General features: G+C 33.4%; 15 protein-coding genes. 11 read left to right on the forward strand and 4 right to left on the reverse strand.

The features are described 5' to 3' along the window. Window positions 1–234: 234 nt before the first annotated feature. From GON26_RS00010 to GON26_RS00020, 3 genes are read left to right on the forward strand one after another with little or no spacing between them, the layout of a single operon-like run. Complete coding sequence (locus GON26_RS00010) at window positions 235–1941, forward strand: AAA family ATPase (RefSeq protein ID WP_160372691.1); 1707 nt, start codon at window positions 235–237, stop codon at window positions 1939–1941. 4 nt (window positions 1942–1945) lie between these two features. Beyond that, the gene (locus GON26_RS00015) at window positions 1946–2812 is read left to right on the forward strand and encodes an HNH endonuclease (protein WP_160372692.1); all 867 of its coding nucleotides are present in this window, start codon (window positions 1946–1948) and stop codon (window positions 2810–2812) included. Beyond that, the gene (locus tag GON26_RS00020) at window positions 2802–5771 is read left to right on the forward strand and encodes a type I restriction endonuclease subunit R (protein WP_160372693.1); all 2970 of its coding nucleotides are present in this window, start codon (window positions 2802–2804) and stop codon (window positions 5769–5771) included. The genes GON26_RS00015 and GON26_RS00020 overlap by 11 nt, the downstream gene beginning before the upstream one ends. A gap of 208 nt (window positions 5772–5979) precedes the next feature. On the opposite strand, the gene GON26_RS00025 is transcribed toward GON26_RS00020, so the two are convergent. Beyond that, window positions 5980–6261: a hypothetical protein gene (locus GON26_RS00025; protein ID WP_160372694.1), complete on the reverse strand. Its 282-nt coding sequence runs from the start codon at window positions 6259–6261 to the stop codon at window positions 5980–5982. 223 nt (window positions 6262–6484) lie between these two features. On the opposite strand from GON26_RS00025, the gene GON26_RS00030 reads away from it, so the two are divergent. Both GON26_RS00030 and GON26_RS00035 read left to right on the forward strand, forming a co-directional pair. Beyond that, window positions 6485–6679, forward strand: a complete 195-nt coding sequence (locus GON26_RS00030; protein ID WP_160372695.1) for a hypothetical protein — start codon at window positions 6485–6487, stop codon at window positions 6677–6679. A 184-nt stretch (window positions 6680–6863) separates the two neighbouring features. Next, entirely contained in the window at window positions 6864–7322 is a 459-nt protein-coding gene (locus GON26_RS00035) for an RNA methyltransferase (protein ID WP_160372696.1), read from the forward strand. Between the two features lie 290 nt (window positions 7323–7612). On the opposite strand, the gene mnmE is transcribed toward GON26_RS00035, so the two are convergent. Beyond that, window positions 7613–9016, reverse strand: a complete 1404-nt coding sequence (gene mnmE / locus GON26_RS00040) for a tRNA uridine-5-carboxymethylaminomethyl(34) synthesis GTPase MnmE (RefSeq protein WP_160372697.1) — start codon at window positions 9014–9016, stop codon at window positions 7613–7615. Between the two features lie 718 nt (window positions 9017–9734). Here mnmE and GON26_RS00045 point away from each other — a divergent pair. Continuing rightward, window positions 9735–10568: a universal stress protein gene (locus GON26_RS00045; RefSeq protein ID WP_160372698.1), complete on the forward strand. Its 834-nt coding sequence runs from the start codon at window positions 9735–9737 to the stop codon at window positions 10566–10568. Window positions 10569–10916: 348 nt separating this feature from the next. Continuing rightward, window positions 10917–12689 carry a MutS-related protein gene (locus GON26_RS00050; RefSeq protein ID WP_160372699.1) on the forward strand — a complete coding sequence of 591 codons (1773 nt, stop codon included), beginning with the start codon at window positions 10917–10919 and terminating at the stop codon, window positions 12687–12689. Between the two features lie 237 nt (window positions 12690–12926). Here the strand turns inward: GON26_RS00050 and GON26_RS00055 are convergent, their stop codons facing one another. Together GON26_RS00055 and GON26_RS00060 are read right to left on the reverse strand one after the other, a co-directional pair. Beyond that, entirely contained in the window at window positions 12927–13556 is a 630-nt protein-coding gene (locus GON26_RS00055) for a DsbA family oxidoreductase (RefSeq protein ID WP_160372700.1), read from the reverse strand. A gap of 153 nt (window positions 13557–13709) precedes the next feature. Next, a complete protein-coding gene (locus GON26_RS00060; RefSeq protein ID WP_160372701.1) occupies window positions 13710–14528 on the reverse strand; it encodes an SDR family oxidoreductase in 819 nt (272 codons plus the stop codon). Between the two features lie 282 nt (window positions 14529–14810). Here GON26_RS00060 and GON26_RS00065 point away from each other — a divergent pair, with 282 nt between their 5' ends. From GON26_RS00065 to kdpA, 4 genes are all read left to right on the forward strand, one after another. After that, entirely contained in the window at window positions 14811–16151 is a 1341-nt protein-coding gene (locus GON26_RS00065) for a sigma-54-dependent transcriptional regulator (RefSeq protein ID WP_160372702.1), read from the forward strand. A 284-nt stretch (window positions 16152–16435) separates the two neighbouring features. Continuing rightward, window positions 16436–16717, forward strand: a complete 282-nt coding sequence (locus GON26_RS00070; protein WP_160372703.1) for a DUF7674 family protein — start codon at window positions 16436–16438, stop codon at window positions 16715–16717. Between the two features lie 169 nt (window positions 16718–16886). Beyond that, window positions 16887–16964 (forward strand): K(+)-transporting ATPase subunit F, encoded by a 78-nt coding sequence (gene kdpF, locus GON26_RS00075; protein ID WP_072975519.1) that lies wholly within the window; start codon window positions 16887–16889, stop codon window positions 16962–16964. 95 nt (window positions 16965–17059) lie between these two features. Continuing rightward, complete coding sequence (gene kdpA / locus GON26_RS00080) at window positions 17060–18781, forward strand: potassium-transporting ATPase subunit KdpA (RefSeq protein ID WP_160372704.1); 1722 nt, start codon at window positions 17060–17062, stop codon at window positions 18779–18781. Window positions 18782–18852: the final 71 nt, after the last annotated feature.

Raw genomic sequence — 18852 nt, forward strand, 5'->3', positions numbered from 1 at the left:
GAGCTTATATTGGGATTACTTCACAGCGAAATTTGAGAATAGCCTTTCCAGATGATTTAAATGAACAAAAAAAGATTGTTGATATATTAGAAAAAATTGAAAACAATAAAAGATTAATTTATGAAAAAATAATATCTTCTAAGAATTTACAAAAAAGTTTAATTAATCAGGTGTTTTAAAATGCTCTTTTTAGAATGAAAAATTGTAAAAAATATTAAATGAATTTATAGTTATATGACAATAGTTGATATTCATGATGAGTTATTTGAGTTTCTTATTAAAAAAAATATGGAACAAGAAGATTTATTTTTTAGACCCAGAAAAACGAATAGGAGTAATAAATTAACTGATGGTTACTGGTTTTTGGGTAACGATGATTATTTGACAGTTGGTTTCTGGAAAGGGGTCAATTGGATAACAAAAGCGCCTAATATAGCTTTTATGATTTCATCAACTGGAGAAAGTTGGGTACACGTCAATACATCTGATTCTGAAAAGAAAACATCTTTCGTGGAAATGTACTTAAAAAAACAATTAGGTTTATCACCAAGTAGTCCAAGTTATATTAAAAAGTTTGAAGGCAAAAATTGGAAAAAAAACTTAGAAGAATTTTTGAGTTTTGATTGGTATATAATTGATACTGCAATTAAAGATTACTATTTAAGAAATAATTTTGATGATAAGCTTCCTATAGGTTTAATTGATCTTTATGAATTTGAAGATGATATAGAAAAGATCAATTATTATAGAAATGATAAAAAAAGTTTTGATGTTAAATTCTCAAATATTGCTCCCAGTAAAATACAAAGTTTTCAAATTAGTAACTATGGGCCTATTGATTGTTGTAATCTTAAAGATATACCAGTAAATACGCAATGGATTTTTTTAACAGGTGAGAACGGAGTAGGTAAAACCTCGATACTTAAAGCGTTAGCGACTTCAATTGGTCATAGAAAAATGAATGAAATTGAAAGTAAAGAAAATAAAAAATTCAAAGTAGAATTAAATCTTACAGGAAAAACAAAAGACAATATTGAAGTTATTCGTAAAGATAACATAGGAACCAGTAAGAGAAAACCTTATACAGTTGGTTTCGCCGCTTATGGTCCAATGAGACTTCAAACTTTATACGGAGCTTTATCTCCAAATCAATTAAAAAATGCAAAAAGTAAATCTGGAACATTTCGATCTCTTTTTAATAATGATGGATATTTATTAGATTTAGAAAGTGAATTTCAAAATTGGAAAGATAAAGGTATTGATATTTCTAAAAGAGAAAATGAAATAAAAGAATTACTAGAAAGTATTATGCTAAATATAAGGGAAGTTGGATTTACTTACAGATCTGGAAAAACACCAATTACATTGTTTAGCGAAATAGATTCCAATGGGGAGTTATTGCATTCAGTAACAATAGACAAGCTATCATCGGGTTATCTAAGCATTGTTGCGATGATGAGTGATATGATAGTTCGGTTATATCAACAACAACCTGAAATATATGATATTGCGGATTTAAGAGGTGTTGTTTTAATTGATGAAATTGATATTCATTTGCATCCTAAATTTCAAAAACATTTTGTAGAGCAATTAACAGAGGCATTTCCAAATGTGCAGTTTATTGTCACTACACATAGTGCAATTCCTCTGTTGGGAGCACCTGAAAATAGTGTATTCTGCGTAATAACTAGAAATGCAAGTGATGGAGTAAAAATTGCAAGACTAAAAAAATTAGAAAATGAAATAAAGTATTTGACCCCAAATACGATATTAACCTCTGATATTTTTGATTTTGATTTTTTTGAAGATATGTCAGATGAAGCATTTGAAAAATTATATATTGAAGATAATTATGATGAAGTTAAATGGAATAAAGAGGTAGATCAAAGGTTAAGAAAATTAGATACTGATATATTTCCACAAGATTTATTTAAAGAGTAAAACGATGGTACACAGATATAAAAATCTAAATAGCCCACCGCCAGATTTGATAGATGCAAAATGGAACACTATAAAAGCAAATTTATTAGTTGAAAAACATAAACACGAAATAAAATCAGAGTGTTATAGGGATACAACCTTAAATCATTTATCATTATTATATAAAAATAAATGTGCAATTTGTGAGAGACGTAGGGGAGCAGAATTACAGGTAGATCATTACAGACCGAAAAAAACCAGGAATAATAAAACAGAAGTAAAATACAATCAACCGGGTTATTATTGGTTGGCATATGAATGGTCTAATTTAATTCCACTATGCTCTTACTGCAATCTTAATAAAAGTAATAAATTTCCATTATTAACATGGACGGAAACTAATCGTATATCCGATCATAATAACACAAGAAGTATTGTTGGATTTGACCCAACTGATATAAACTGGCTCCAAGGATTTGAAAATCCTCTGATGATTAATCCTGAATATGAAGTTAATCCCGAAAGGCATTTTTCTTTTCAAATAGATGGTAAGATAATTGGCATTACTACTGAAGGAGAAGAAACAATTAATATTTGCAATTTAAATAGAAAAGATTTAATAAGAGAAAGGTTAGAGATTAGATTTTCATACGTTATACAAATCAAAGATGCACTTAATAGTTATGTGGATCATAAAGACGACGCTGAATTGAAAGGAGAATTAAAAGGTATATTTAAAGATATTAAATCAAACTGCCATATGGACAGTGAGCATTCTTTATATCACATTTTTTTATTTAAATATTTCGACTTTTTCATTGTTTCAAAAATGCCTACCAATTTGAAAACTATATTATCTAATTATTTTAATAATTATAAAAATGGGATTTAACGAATTAAACAGTGTAGAACATTACATCATTCACCAATTGAGTGGGGAAAATCTTAATTCAGCAGTAGGATTTGAAGAATCTAAAGTAGGATATGGTACTCAATGGAAATATATTTCGTCAACAGAACTTAATAGAAGTGTCAATGAGGTACTTTTAGAAGATGTATTAAAATCTGCATTAATTCGTTTAAACCCTGAAATCGCTCAAAAAAATGAATTAGCTGATGAGGTTATTTATAAACTAAGAGCGATATTAATATCTGTAAATACAGAAGGTTTAGTAAGAGCAAATGAAGAATTTTTTAAATGGATGTGTGGTGATAAAACCATGCCATTTGGAGAAAACAATCGTCATGTTCCTATTCGTTTAATCGATTTTGAAGATATTCATAATAACACTTATTTAATAACCAATCAATATCGTATTCACCACAGAGAAACTAAAATTCCAGATGTAGTTTTATTAATCAATGGAATTCCAGTTGTGGTTGGTGAAGCTAAAACTCCAATTCGTCCGTCTGTAAGTTGGTTAGATGGAGCACATGAAATTCATGATATTTATGAGAATGCTGTTCCGCAATTATTCGTACCTAATATTCTTTCTTTTGCAACTGAAGGTAAAACTTTCTATTATGGCGGAATTCGAACTCCATTGGAATTTTGGGCTCCTTGGCGTTTAGAAAATGAAGATGATAATTTAGCTAAAAAATTAGGAATAAATGAAATTGGAAAAGAATTATCAGATTTACTACAACCCAAAAGATTATTGGACATATTGCAAAATTTCTCATTGTTTACTTCCAACAAAAAGAAACAACGAATAAAAGTTTTATGTCGTTATCAGCAATACGAAGGCGCCAATAAAATTGTAGACCGTGTTTTAGAAGGAAAGATTAAAAAAGGTTTAATTTGGCATTTTCAAGGTTCTGGAAAATCTTTATTAATGGTTTTTGCTGCACAAAAATTAAGAAAAATCCAAGAATTAAAAAGCCCAACTGTAATTGTATTAGTAGATCGAACTGATTTAGATACTCAAATAACTGGAACTTTTAATGCCGCTGATATAGCAAATGTTATCACTACAGATAGCATTACAGAGCTTCAGGGATTTCTTGAAAGAGATACAAGAAAAATAATTATTTCTATGATTCATAAGTTTCGTGATGCGAAACCAAATATGAATACAAGAGATAATATTATTGTTTTGGTTGACGAAGCACATCGAACGCAAGAAGGAGAATTGGCAAGGCAAATGAGAGCCTCTTTACCAAACGCATTTCTTTTTGGTTTAACCGGAACTCCGGTAAATAAAGCTGATAAGAATACGTTTTGGGCTTTTGGAGCAGAGGAAGATCAAGGAGGTTATTTGTCTCGTTATACATTTCATGATTCAATTCGAGATGGAGCAACGCTTCCTTTGCATTTTGAACCAAGATTAGTCGATGTTCATGTCGATAAAGAAACAATAGATAAGGCTTTTAAAGAATTTAAAGAAGAAGCTGCGTTATCAGACGAAGAAGCAGATGCATTAAATAAAAAATCAGCTAAAATGGCTGCATTTTTAAAATCGCCAGAACGTGTAGCGAAAATTGTAGAAGATATTGCAAAACACTTTAATGAAAAAGTACTTCCACATGGCTATAAGGCTATGATTGTAACTCATGATCGCTATGCTTGCGTTCAATACAAAGAAGAACTAGACAAATATTTTTCAATTGAATCAAGTAAAATAGTTATTTCAACTTCGGCAAATGATGATTTTGAGTTCAAACAAAAATGGGGAATTGATAAAAATCAACAAGAAAAAATTGTTGATGATTTTAATAACGCAAATTCAGAACTTAAATTTTTAATTGTTACCGCTAAATTATTAACGGGATTTGATGCACCTATTTTGCAAACTTTGTATTTAGATAAATCAATTAAAGATCATACTTTGTTACAAGCAATTTGTAGAACAAATAGATTATATCCCGGCAAAACTTTTGGACGTATTGTAGATTATTTTGGTGTTTTTGATGATGCTGCAAAAGCCTTAGAATTTGATGAAGAAAGCGTAAAACAAATTATTACCAATTTAAATGAATTAAAAGATCAATTACCTACGGCAATAAAAAAGGTTTTGGATCATTTTATTGGAGTTGACAAAAAAATTACTGGTTTTGAAGGTTTAGAATTAGCACAAAATGCCATCAACACAGACGAAAAGAAAGATGCATTTGCCAAAGATTATAAACAGCTTTCCAAACTTTGGGAATCATTATCACCAGATAGTGTATTAAATCAATATCAGGAAGATTACAGATGGCTATCGCAAGTTTTTGAGTCTGTACGTCCATCATCAGATCATGTTGGTAAATTACTCTGGTTTTCGTTAGGAGCCCAAACAACAAAATTAATTCATGAAAATATTCATGTTGGAGAAGTTCATCAATTAGAAGAATTTGTTCTTGATGCAGATGTCATTGAAGATATTTTTAATAATCCAGATCCGAGAAATGCTAAAAAGCTTGAAAAAATATTAGTTAAGCGATTTAAGAAAAATGCAGGTAACCCTAAATTCAAAAAACTCAGTGAATTATTAGAAGCATTAAGAGATAAAGCCGAACAAGGTTTAATCACTTCTATAGAATTTGTAAAAGAGTTATGCAAATTAGCTAAAGAAACACTCTTAGCTGAAAAAGAATTAGAAGCTGAACTTCAAGAAAAAACTCCACAGGCTGCTTTGACAGAATTATTTTTGGAATTAAAAACAGATCAAACTCCAGCAGTTGTTGAAAGGATTGTGCATGATATAGATGCAATTGTTAGACAAGTTCGTTTTCCAGGTTGGCAAAAAACAGCCTCGGGAGAACGTGAAGTGCAAAAATCTTTACGTCAAGCTTTATTAAAATATAAGCTCCATAAAGAGCAAGTGCTTTTTGATAGGGCTTATGAATATATAAAGGAGTACTATTAATATTTTCAACTTGATTATTAAACACAATTTTAGATTTTATTAAAAATAAAATTTGATTACATGATAGACAATAAACAAGATGCAAATATCAAAGTGTAATTTGTTTCCTCTACTTCTAAAAAGAGGGTTGTCCTGGTATTGGACAACCCTTTTTTGTACTTTGACTATTCGGATAGGACTCACGGTGTCGCTCTGCTCCTGCCCGCATTTACGATTCTGTATTCAGGTTTTCGTATTTTGGCTCCTGAAAACTCTCGATTTCAGCTTTGATAACGTCTCTGTATTTTGCCAGCCCAATTCCGATAATCGGTATAGACAATTTTCCGACAATAGAACTGGCCTGTTTGTGGCCATTTTTACCAAGGTAAGACGACAAAAGTAAAGCACCTATTGCTCCAAAGAGGATAAATTCTCCCGGAACATCCGCTATTTTATTTTCGATTATTTCCCTGATATCTTCAAGATGCTCCTGACTGATTAAATTTTCCATATTGCTATTTTTTTAAAGTTACTTTCGGTTTTTACCAGACATAAAATTAACTCTAAATACGTTTTTGGCCTTATAAAATTGACGGTTCGAATTATATAATTATCAGTCCATAGTAAAAGTTACGGTATTGGCTATCAGGATATTTTATAACTTTTAGAGCGTATTCTATAAGTAATACTCGTAGTATTAGGGGTAATTTTATAAAAATTTAAAATCTATCATTATGAACACAAACAATCAAAATCAGAATACTGCTAAAAAAAGTGGTGCTGATACACGAAGTGACATGAGAAAACATCAATATAAAGATCATGAGGAAGTTTTAACCAACGATGAAAATTATGATGTGGACACGCACAAATTTAAAGGTGAAAATCCGGATTTTGAGGATAAACTGAATAACGAAGAAAAGAAATAAAAAAAGAACCGTCTCCAAACTAAACTGGAGACGTTTCTTTTTTTTTAAACAGGCTATACTTCAAAGCTTGTACTATATATTGAGTAACGTTTGCTCAAAAATCAAAAAGCCAAACCTGTACCGAATTTTCCTGTCATCATAACAAAAAATTGATTAATGTACATACAGTTTGTACTTTTGCCTCATGAATGATAATTTTATAAATGAATATTTTGGGATAGGGATCCGTAATGGTAAAACGCCTGAAAACCTGGGTGTCTTGTGGCGAACGGCTCAGAACCTGGGGGCTACTTTTATATTTACGATTGGCAACCGATATGCCAAACAAGCCAGTGACACGCATGATGCGGTAAAATCGATTCCGTATTTTCACTACGATACTTTCGAAGCTTTTTATGAAAACCTGCCCAAAGGAGCGCGATTGGTTGGGGTGGAATTAGATGAAAATGCAGTTGATCTGGAAACCTTTGAACATCCGAGACGTTGTGTGTATTTGCTGGGCGCTGAAGATCATGGCTTGTCCAGAAAAGTAATGGATAAATGCCATCACTTGGTGAAATTCAAATCGCAAAAAAGCCTGAACGTGGCGGTAGCCGGAAGTATTATTATGTATGATAGAAATTTGCCTAAACCTCGGTCTTAGAAAGTACTTTAATTTGTGTTTTTGTTTTAGGAAGTAATAGCATGACTTCCATTCTTTTATAAAGTTTTTACAAATTTAACGCGTTGCGTGTAATCAATAAAAATTTAATTAAACACATAGAAAACATAGCTTTTATGATTTTGAAAAAGTAATTCTAAAAGAAACTCGTTTCTTCACACATAGTCCCGATAACTATCGGGATGTTTTAATGCAAGTGAAACGCCTTTTTTGAGTTCAATAAGCTATGTTTCTATGTGTTGAAAAAATTTCGCACAACAGATTAACTTTAATTATTTCCCGATACAAAAATTAGCAAATATATTCCCCAGTAATTCATCATTGGTAACCTGCCCCGTAATCATTCCGAAATGATACAAAGCCTCACGAATATCCAGCGCCATCAGGTCGCTTGACAAATTGGTTTCAAGACCAAATTTTACTTTTGTAATTTCGTCTAAAGCTTTAAGCAGCGAATCGTAATGTCTTGTATTGGTTACAATTGTCTCATTATTACGCAAAGCTCCGGTATTGACAAAGGAAAGCAACTGATTTTTTAATTCCTCAACACCTATGTTTTCTTTAGCGGAAATAAACTGCAGTTGTGTGTTGTGAGTTGTGAGTTGTGTTTCAATTAAATTAATTTTCTCTTCTGAAAGTAAGTCCATTTTATTAATAACTATTAAAAGAGGCTTTAGAGGAAATTGATTTTTGACCTTTTCAATCTCTATTTTTAAAGCTTCCAAACTCACAACCGATAACTCATAACTGTCAACCAAATACAAAACCACTTGCGCCTGCTCGATTTTCTCGAAGGTTTTCTTGATTCCGATGCTCTCTACAACGTCTTTGGTTTCACGGATTCCGGCCGTATCAATAAAACGGAAACCAATTCCGCCAATGACCAGTTCGTCTTCAATCGTGTCGCGGGTCGTTCCGGCAATGTCGGATACAATGGCGCGTTCTTCGTTTAATAAAGCATTCAACAAAGTCGATTTTCCAACGTTGGGCTCTCCTACAATGGCAACGGGAATTCCGTTTTTGATGACATTTCCAACCGCAAAGGAATCGATCAGGCGTTTCAGGACAAATTCAATTCTGTTTAGTAATTCATGAAATTGTGTCCGGTCTGCAAACTCCACATCTTCTTCGGCGAAGTCTAATTCTAGTTCTATCAGGGAAGCAAAATTCAGCAATTCTTCACGCAATTTGGCAATTTCGTTACTAAAACCACCACGCATTTGCTGCATCGCAATTTGGTGCGACGCTTCGTTATCTGACGAAATCAAATCGGCAACAGCTTCTGCCTGCGATAAATCCAGTTTTCCGTTCAGGAAAGCTCTTAAGGTAAACTCACCCGCATCCGCCATTCTGCAGCCTTTTCTCAGCAATAACTGAATAATCTGCTGCTGAATATACGTCGATCCATGGCAGGAAATCTCGATAGTATCCTCGCCGGTGTACGAATTAGGCCCTTTAAATACCGAAACCAAAACTTCGTCCAGTGTCTTGGCATCATCCACAATATGACCTAAATGCAACGTATGTGTTTTTTGCTTAGTCAAATCCTTGTTTTTGATGGATTTAAAAACAGAATTTCCGATCGCAATAGCCTCAGAACCAGAAATACGAATGATAGCAATCGCCCCTGCTCCGGACGGAGTAGCCAATGCAACTATAGAATCTTGATTTATCATGGCGCAAAGGTATAAAAAAAGGCTTGAAGTATTAAATTCAAAGTAATACTGGGGGAATTTTAAAGGATATTTTTAAACCATATAAGTGATGTAAGGAAATATAAATTGGATTGCTATGAAATTTAAAACTTATAAGGGATATAAGTAATTTTAGATTTATGGCTGTTGTTTTTTTTAACTATTAGAAGATAAAATGAACCGTTCCTATGGAACTTTAACTTGTCCTCGCCTATTTTCAACGGAATTTATTCCGTTTTATTTAAGGAATACCTATAAGAGTTCCTTAGAAACGGTTCATTTTATATTCCTTATTTTAAACCCAATATAAAATGACCTTATATACTTATATGGTTTAATTTTTTGCTACAAAATGTTCCTAAAGTCAACCGTTTTGAACGCAAAGTAAAATGAACTTATATCACTTATATGGTTTAATTTTTTTGCTACAAAATGCGTCTAAAGTCAACCGTTTTGAACGCAAAGTAAAATGAACTTATATCACTTATATGGTTTAATTTTTTTGCTACAAAATGCGTCTAAAGTCAACCGTTTTGAACGCAAAGTAAAAATGAACTTATATCACTTATATGGTTTAAAAATAAGTTTTAAAATTCTCCCAGTATTAAGAAATCATTAACTGTTAAAGAACTGATAATTATCAGGTTATTTACCTTTTATAATGAGTAAATTTGAGTAACAACCTTTAAATCAAATCAAAATGAAAAAGATATTATTCCCAACCGACTTCTCCGAAGCTGCTACAAACGCTTTTATTCATGCTTTAGAATTTGCAAAAATCGTTAACGGCGAACTGATTTTGCTGCACACTTTTGAAATTCCGGTGTATGACAGCCAGTTTTTCCCGGAGAATTATGCCTCGATTTACAGCTCTATAGAATTAGCAAAATTTGAAATGTTCAAAGATGAAATTCCAAAACTACGCACTATTGCTGCCGAAAGAAACCTGGACAACATCGTGATCAAACACCGTTTAATGGATGGTGATTTACTATACAACCTGAAAAATGCGGTAAAAGAAGACCACATCGATTTTGTCATCATGGGTACTTCCGGAATCTCTGACTGGTCTAAATTTTTTCTGGGTTCTAATACCAGTTCTGTAATATCAGGTGTAGAAGTGCCGGTTTTATGTGTGCCGCTGGATGCCAAATTCAGGAAAATAAAAACCATTGGATTTACAACCCGCTATCGCGAAAAAGATAAAAACGAACTTAGAAAAGTGCTTAAAATTGCGGCGAAAACAAATGCAAAAGTCAGAAGTTTGTATGTAAAAACAACTTCTTCAGATGTTTCTGTAGAGACTGTAAAAGAATGGGAGAAAGAATTTGCAAACGAAAATGTAGAATTTCTGGTGCTGCCAAGTGATGAAGTCAAAGAAACTATACTAGACTTTGTCTTGTATAAAGATATTGATGTCTTGGCGATGATAACACACAAACGCTCCTTTTTTGAAAGTCTTTTTGATTCTAGTTTTACCGAAAAATTAGCCAAAATTGTTCCCGTTCCGGTCTTGGTAATGCACGAAACTTAGAAGTAAATAAGCTTTTCAATTAGTATCAGTCCAATACCCAAATTAATTTTTAACACATAAAAAACATAGATTATTAAACTTAAAAAAAGGCGTTTCACTTGCATTAAAACACATAGTTATGTGTGAGATGTAAATTTCTTTTTGATTTAAACAATCTATGTTTTATGTGTTTAATTAAATTTATTCATTACAACTAAGGGAGTCAAAAATATAAATTTGTGAAAATTTGTGTAATTTGTGGTAAACACTAATGTAAAACTGCTAAAGCTAATTTTGTAAATTTCTTAGCCAATTACACCAAACAGCTTATCTGTAAAACCTATATTTGTATTTCATTAAATCAAAAAAATGGATTTCTATCAAAATAAGGTTACACAGTTTACAATAGCTTTTCATAAAATCAACAAAAAATACAACAGCATCAGTATTTTACGCCTTTTGAGCGTTTTCGTTTGTTTATTTTTCTTGTTTTATTACCTCAAAACAAATGCTGTCTGGTATGTACTACTGGCCTTTTTATCCTTTGTGGCTTTTGTCCTTCTGATGAGAATTCATTCGCGTTTGTCTTTTCAAAAGCAATTGACTACGGCACTTTTAAAAATAAATGAAAATGAAATACGGTTTTTAAAAAGAGAAAAGCTTCCTTTTGAAAACGGTGTGGAGTTTATTGATTTTCATCATCCGTATGCGTATGATCTGGATATTTTTGGAGAGCATTCTTTATTTCAGAATTTAAACAGAACCGCCACTTACATCGGAAAAAAAACATTAGCCCAACAATTATTACAACTAAATCCGAATGAAATAATCCTGGAAAATCAGGAGGCCATAAACGAACTAAAAACTAAAATTGAGTGGCGACAGGAGTTTCTGGCCTTGGCAACCATCAGCAATGATACTAAAAATGCTTATGAATCGCTATTTCATTGGAATTCATCTAAAAACAATTCGCTACCTAAAGTTTTAGTCGCCCTTTCGATCATCATGCCAACACTGTTTTTTGGTCTGCTGATAAGCTATTTTATCACCTCAAAAATGATATTGCTTTCGTATCTTACGTATGTGTTTATTGCGAATCTGGCCATCTTAGGAAAGTCGTTTAAACGCATACAGTCTGAAATTGCCAAAGCGGATAATATTGATAAAATCATTAAGCAATACGGTTTACTGGTTCAGGAAATCGAAAACGAAACCTTTCAGTCTAAAAAGTTAATTGATTTGCAAAAGCAGTTTACTTTCAGGAATGCAAAAGCGAGTCAGCATTTAAAACAGCTGTCTGAATTGTTCTCCCGAATGGACACCATCAGCAATGTGGTAACAGCAATTATATTTAACGGATCGTTTTTATTCAATCTTCATGTGCTGAAAGCACTTTTAAAATGGAAATCCGACTACTCCGAAGAGCTACAGAAATGGATTGAAATAATAGGTGAATTTGAAACCCTGAACAGTCTTGCCAATCTGGCGTATAACAATCCTGATTTTGTGTTTCCGGAAATCAATTCTGAATATAAAATTGGATTTTCGAACCTGAGTCACCCCTTGTTAAATCCGGCAACGAGAGTTGGAAATGATACGCATTTTTATCCGGAATCTTTTATGATTCTGACCGGTTCCAACATGTCAGGAAAGAGTACTTTTTTGAGGAGTTTAGGAATCAATATGGTTTTAGGCGGAATTGGGTCAGTTGTTTGTGCATCAGAGGCTAACATTCACCCATTGCCAGTTTTGGTTTCAATGCGCTTATCCGATTCTTTATCTGATAGTGAATCCTATTTTTTTGCCGAAATAAAGCGTCTGAAACAAATTATGGATGCCCTCGAAGAGCAGCCTGCCTTTGTTTTATTGGATGAGATTCTGAGAGGAACCAATTCTGATGACAAACGCAACGGAACCATAGAAGTGGTGAAGAAAATAATAGCCAAAAAAGCCATCGGAGCTATTGCAACCCACGATATTGAAGTATGTCTGACTACTAATGAATACCCGGATATTTTAACCAATCAGTGTTTTGAGGTCGAAATACAAAATAATGATCTGCATTTTGATTATAAATTACGAAGCGGTATTTGTAAAAACAAAAGCGCTACTTTCCTGATGCAGAAAATGGGGGTAATTTGATTGTAGATTTTAGAGTTCAGATTTTAGATTGTGATATTCATTGTCAATTTAACCGCAAAGACGCAAAGATTGTAATCATTAGATCTTAATAAAATCGCAAAGTTCGCAAAGCTTTATCTAAACTTTGGGAACTTTGCGTAAATCTTGGTGTACTTTGCGGTAAAATTTATATGTAAAGTTTAGCATAAAGTTTACAAAGCAGCTAATAATCTAAAATCTGAACTCTAAAATCTAAAATTATTTCATAGCCTCGTTAATCGTCTGCACAAAAGCCTCAACGGGCTGCGCTCCTGAAACCGCATATTTTCTGTCGAAAACAAAAAACGGAACGCCTTGTACGCCAATTTCATTTGCTTCAGAAATGTCTGCTTTTACGTCTTTTAGATATATATCTTCGTTTTCAATAACCGTTCTGACCTCATCAGCATTTAAGCCGGCTTTTACACCTAATTCAATCAAAGTTTCTATATCATTCAGATCTCTGCCATCGGTAAAATAGGCTTTAAAGAAAACTTCTTCCATTTCATCGCCTAATTTTTTGTTTTTCGCCAAATGAATAATACGATGAGCCGTTAATGAATTGGAGATTATTGCTTTGTCAAACTGGTAATCCAATCCAACACTTTTTGCGCGATCAACAACACCTTTGTGCATTTCTACTGACTGCTCAACCGAAATGCCTTTTCTTTCGGCTAAAAATGTATAAACATCTTTGCCGGATTGTGGTTCAATAGTGGGGTCAAGCTGAAAGCTCTTCCATTCAATTTCAAAATCATTTTCCGGAAACTCAGCTAAAGCGGTTTCCAGTTGTCTTTTTCCGATATAACAAAACGGACACATGATGTCCGACCAGATTTCTATTTTCATAATGTATTTTTTGTTTGAAGTTTGAAGTTTGAAGTTTGAAGTTTGAAGTTTGAAGTTTGAAGTTGGGAGTTGGGAGTTTTATTCGTGCTTAATAGTTCATTCAAAACCATTTTAAACACAGTAACCCACACATCCAACTAGTTTTTAAATTAATTAAACACCACTAAAAATTGTAAATCCTCCATCCAGCGTGACTTTTGAGCCTGTAGCAAATTTGGAAGCATCACTTAACAGCCAGACTAAAGCCCCAACCAGTTCTTCCGGATTACCAAAACGTTTAAAGGGTGTGTTTTGAAGGATTAAATTTCCTCTTTCTGTTAAACTGCCATCCGGGTTCGTCAATAACGTTCTGTTTTGTTCCGTAAGAAAAAAACCAGGAACAATCGAATTCATTCTGATTTTATCACCATATCGTCTTGATAATTCTACAGAAAACCATTTCGTATAAGAGTCAATAGCCGATTTTGCCAGACTATACCCTAAAACTTTAGTCAAAGCCTGTTCTGTCGCAACTGATGAAATATTGACTATACTCCCTGATTCCTCATTATTTTTTATGGCTTCGCCGAAAATCTGTGTGGGCAAAAGTGTTCCAAATAAATTTAAATTCATTACCTGCTGCAACGCATCCATATTCAGTTTAAAAATATCCTGATCGGGCTGAATAACCGCATCTGGCATATTTCCTCCTGCAGCATTGACCAAACCATCAATTTTTCCGTATTTTGAAAGTATCAGCGTGCGTGCGTTAATCAAATCGCTTTCTTTAGTCACATCGGCAATGACAGCAATCGCTTCTCCTCCATTTTTGATGATGGCATTGGCCCTTTGATTCGCTACTTTTTCATTTCTGCCTAAGACACAAACTGTCCCGCCAGCTGCTGCAATTCCATTTACAAAAGCCTCTCCTATTACACCGGTTGCTCCGGTAACTACAATAACTTTTCCTTTTAGTGTGAAATCTATTTTCATATTTTTATTTAAATTTTTATTTGATAACCGATACTTTTTTAAACAAGAAAAAAGACAATACGAAAGAATACTCTTTGTAGAATAGCTGGTTATTTTTTACTGGTTATAAAAATAGAAAAACTTCTTTTAAAGTGATACGAAGAGATGAATTATCTGAAATCTTTACTGTAAAATAGTATTAATGTTCAAAATATAAAATTTACAGACAATTAATAAAGTCAAATGATTTTAAAGCTAAATTTGTAATTCGAAAATAATATTCGATTTAAGCTTTTTCCTCAAATGACACACAAAATTTTAATAATAGACGACGAAGAAAAACTGAGAAGTTTACTGGCTCGCATCGTAAAATCGGAAGGATTTGAAGTTCATGAAGCCAAAGATTTAAAATCGGGTTTCAAAAAATTAGAACAAACCGATATTGAGGTCGTTTTGTGTGATGTAAAATTACCTGACGGAAATGGCGTCGATTTTCTTCAGAATATCAAAGGAAGTTTTCCGCTTGTCGAAGTTATTTTACTGACTGCTTTCGGAAACATTGCAGATGGTGTTCAGGCGATGAAAAATGGTGCTTTTGATTATATTGTAAAAGGTGATGATAACGATAAAATTATTCCGCTTTTGTACAAAGCTGTCGAAAAAGTACAATTGCAAAAAAAGGTCAAACAACTCGAAAAACGCATTGGCGACAAATATTCTTTTGAGACTATAATCGGAAAATCAAAAGGAATCGAACAAGTTATTGATTTGGCTAAAAAAGTAGCCAAAACCGATTCGACTGTTTTATTGACTGGCGAAACCGGAACCGGAAAGGAAGTTTTTGCGCAAGCCATTCACGAAAACAGTAATCGCGTTGGGAAATCTTTTGTCGCTTTAAACTGCAGTACTTTTAGCAAGGAAATTTTGGAAAGTGAATTATTTGGTCATAAACAAGGTGCTTTTACAGGCGCTCTTAAAGATAAAAAAGGTTTTATCGAAGAAGCCAACGGAGGAACTTTATTCCTTGATGAAATTGGTGAAATGCCTATAGAATTGCAAGCCAAATTATTGCGTGTTCTTGAAACCAGCGAATACATCATGATTGGCGATACGACGCCCAAAAAATCAAATTTCAGGTTAATTGCCGCTACCAACCGTGATTTAAAAACAGAAAGTGATGAACACCGCTTTCGTTTTGATTTGTATTTTCGTTTGAATATTTTCGAAATAAAATTGCCTCCTTTGCGAGAGCGAGTTAAAGATATTGCACCAATAACTCAATATTTTGTCAAGCAATTTTCTGAAAAAACAAATAAAAAAACATTGAACATCGATGCTGATTTTCTTCAGAAATTAGAACATTATTCCTGGCCGGGAAATATCCGTGAACTCAAAAATGTGATTGAACGTTCAGTTATTTTAAGTAATGGCGTTACTTTAACGGCTGATGTGTTGCCTTACGAAATGCAGCATCAACCTGAAAAAGCAACCAAATCGATGTCGGCATTCTCTATGCAAAGCATCGAAAAACTACATATTCAGAAAGTTTTGAATTATACCAAAGGAAATAAAGCCGAAACGGCAAGACTACTCGAAATTGGGATTGCGACTTTGTACAGGAAAATTGAGGAATATAACTTATAGCCTAATCCTGCAAGGTTTTCAAAAACCTTGTAGGTCTAAATTTTAATGAATTTGAATATTTGTACTTTAACTTAGAATACCTACAAGGTTTTGGAAACCTTGCAGGAAAAGAGATTAGCAAAAAGCTTATCATTTCAATAAAAACTTATCATTTTGATAGGCTTTTTTTATGCCTAATTTTTGGCACAAAACTACATTCCTTTTATTTACAACACTTTAACTACAACGCTACTTTTTCGGAACATATTTTGGCATAAGGAGGAAGAACACAAAAATTCATTCATATGAAAAATCAAGTCCACTCCATCTACAAACAAGCAGAACGCTTTGCCGAGATTACTAAAAAATCAATTATTTCCGGTAACATCGTTCGGGCAAAAAAATGCCTGGCTCTGGCAGAACGTTTGTTCATTAACGGAAGTTTAGAAACTAAAAATGCCATTTCTAATGTGTATGTTTTTTCGGTTTCTTCTTTTATGGAAATGCGCCACTGCAATATTTCACACCTTTTCCCTCAATCGCTTAAAGCGGAATATATCAAGCAGGTTAATGCCTCTGGTGTGTAAAATGTTATTTGTTAAATGTTAGCACTTCTTACAAATCACATCTCACATTTCACATTTCACAAATCTAAAATCTAAAATAATTATGATCACCATTCTTTTACTCGCATTGGCCGTTGTGCTCTTTGCCATTTGTTTCAAATCTGTTGAATTTTTTGAAAAAATCTAAATCATGACAGCACTATTTATCATTTCGATCGCCGTTTTTGGCTATTTGGTTTATGTCTTAATCAAACCTGAAAAATTTTAATCTAGTAAAAAGTTATAAGTGAAAAGTTAGATGTTTTGCGTCAATCTCATCTCACATTTTACTTTTCACATTTTACAAACAACAACTCACACATTATGAACACAGAATTATTTGGTGTCATCAGTATTTTTATCATTTCGATAGTTTTAGCAATTCCTGTGGGAAAGTATATTGCTAGAGTTTTTTTGGGAGATAAAACATTTCTTGACCCTATTTTCAATCCAATTGAAAAATTTATTTTTAAAATCAGCGGCATCAATTCTACTGAAGAAATGAACTGGAAACAACACCTGAAAGCGCTTTTGAGTGTCAATATGGTTTGGTTTTTTCTTTGCTTTTTTGTCTTATTGTTTCAGGGGTCACTATTTCTAAATCCCGACAATAATCCATCCATGACACCCGATTTAGCTTTTAATACCGCTATTTCATTTTTGGTTAACTGCAACCTTCAACACTATTCAGGCGAAAGTGGTTTGTCTTATTTGTCACAAATGGTTTTGATGTTCCTGCAATTCGTTTCTGCTGGTGTCGGAATGGCCGCTGCAGCAATGATTTTTACTGCAATGAAAGAAAGAACCACAGATAAACTAGGTAACTTTTATAATTATTTCATCAAAAGTTGTACTCGTATATTATTACCACTTTCGGCTATTGTAGCCGTTGCGTTATTATTTAGCGGAACTCCAATGATCTTTGAAGGAAAAGATGCTATTACAACTTTGCAGGGAGATCAGATTGAAGTTTCCCGAGGTCCCGCAGCTGCTTTTATCGCCATCAAACATATTGGTACAAACGGAGGTGGTTTTTTTGGAGTTAATTCGGCGCATCCGTTAGAGAATCCAACTTATTTTACTAATGCGGTTGAACTTTGTGCACAATTAATTATTCCGTTTGCGATGGTTTTTGCACTTGGTTTTTTCCTTAAGAAAAGAAAATTCGCGTGTATCATTTTCGGTGTAATGACCGTTGGTTTTTTACTCTTGGTAATTCCGACAGTTATAAGCGAAATCAACGGAAATCCTGCCATAGAAAAAATGGGAATCGCACAAACAACTGGTGCGATGGAAGGAAAAGAAGTTCGGTTTGGTCCAGCAATTTCAGGATTTTGGAGCATTGCTACAACTGTAATTTCTACAGGTTCTGTAAATAGTATGCACGATAGTTCGATGCCTGTTTCCGGGGCTATGCAATTATTAGCCATGATGGTTAATGCTTTTTACGGTGGTTGTGGTGTAGGTATTTTGAACTTTTATATTTTCATCATTCTGGCTGTATTTATTTCTGGGTTAATGGTAGGTCGAACTCCTGAATTTTTAGGAAAAAAAATCGAAGCACGGGAAGTTAAAATTGCCGCTATTATTGCTATTCTTCATCCATTATTAATACTGGCAGGTACGGCTTTAGCCTCTTATTTTGCTGCACATGATACTGCAATGGGATGGTGGTTTAGCGGTAACGCAACAGGCTGGCTCAACAATCCTGGCCATCACGGATTCTCCGAAATGTTATATGAGTTTACTTCGAGTGCAGCCAATAACGGTTCTGGTTTTGAAGGCTTAGGAGATAACAATCCGTTCTGGAATATCACAACTGGAATTGTATTATTATTGAGTCGTTTTATTCCAATCATCGGGCCATTGGCTATTGCAGGATTATTGGCTAATAAAAAATACATTCCTGAAAGTGCCGGAACTTTAAAAACAGATACTACCATTTTTGGCGTAATGATTTTTGCCGTAATCGCCATTATTGCCGCTTTATCATTCTTTCCTGCGTTGGCTTTAGGTCCATTGGCAGAATATTTTACACTTCAATAAAAATGCTGAAAATTTTAAACACATAGAAACATAGTATAAAAAAAAAAGACAGAAAGAGTATTTAAAAAAAC

It is taken from the genome of Flavobacterium hydrocarbonoxydans (assembly GCF_009789235.1).
Classification (GTDB): domain Bacteria; phylum Bacteroidota; class Bacteroidia; order Flavobacteriales; family Flavobacteriaceae; genus Flavobacterium; species Flavobacterium hydrocarbonoxydans.

Coding starts and splice junctions, on each gene's coding strand:
- mnmE (WP_160372697.1), bottom strand. CDS start 9,016: ATGATAAATCAAGATTCTATAGTTGCATTGGCTACTCCGTCCGGAGCA.
- GON26_RS00065 (WP_160372702.1), top strand. CDS start 14,811: ATGACACACAAAATTTTAATAATAGACGACGAAGAAAAACTGAGAAGT.
- GON26_RS00045 (WP_160372698.1), top strand. CDS start 9,735: ATGAAAAAGATATTATTCCCAACCGACTTCTCCGAAGCTGCTACAAAC.
- kdpA (WP_160372704.1), top strand. CDS start 17,060: ATGAACACAGAATTATTTGGTGTCATCAGTATTTTTATCATTTCGATA.
- GON26_RS00015 (WP_160372692.1), top strand. CDS start 1,946: ATGGTACACAGATATAAAAATCTAAATAGCCCACCGCCAGATTTGATA.
- GON26_RS00020 (WP_160372693.1), top strand. CDS start 2,802: ATGGGATTTAACGAATTAAACAGTGTAGAACATTACATCATTCACCAA.
- GON26_RS00055 (WP_160372700.1), bottom strand. CDS start 13,556: ATGAAAATAGAAATCTGGTCGGACATCATGTGTCCGTTTTGTTATATC.
- GON26_RS00030 (WP_160372695.1), top strand. CDS start 6,485: ATGAACACAAACAATCAAAATCAGAATACTGCTAAAAAAAGTGGTGCT.
- GON26_RS00025 (WP_160372694.1), bottom strand. CDS start 6,261: ATGGAAAATTTAATCAGTCAGGAGCATCTTGAAGATATCAGGGAAATA.
- kdpF (WP_072975519.1), top strand. CDS start 16,887: ATGACAGCACTATTTATCATTTCGATCGCCGTTTTTGGCTATTTGGTT.
- GON26_RS00050 (WP_160372699.1), top strand. CDS start 10,917: ATGGATTTCTATCAAAATAAGGTTACACAGTTTACAATAGCTTTTCAT.
- GON26_RS00035 (WP_160372696.1), top strand. CDS start 6,864: ATGAATGATAATTTTATAAATGAATATTTTGGGATAGGGATCCGTAAT.
- GON26_RS00010 (WP_160372691.1), top strand. CDS start 235: ATGACAATAGTTGATATTCATGATGAGTTATTTGAGTTTCTTATTAAA.
- GON26_RS00060 (WP_160372701.1), bottom strand. CDS start 14,528: ATGAAAATAGATTTCACACTAAAAGGAAAAGTTATTGTAGTTACCGGA.
- GON26_RS00070 (WP_160372703.1), top strand. CDS start 16,436: ATGAAAAATCAAGTCCACTCCATCTACAAACAAGCAGAACGCTTTGCC.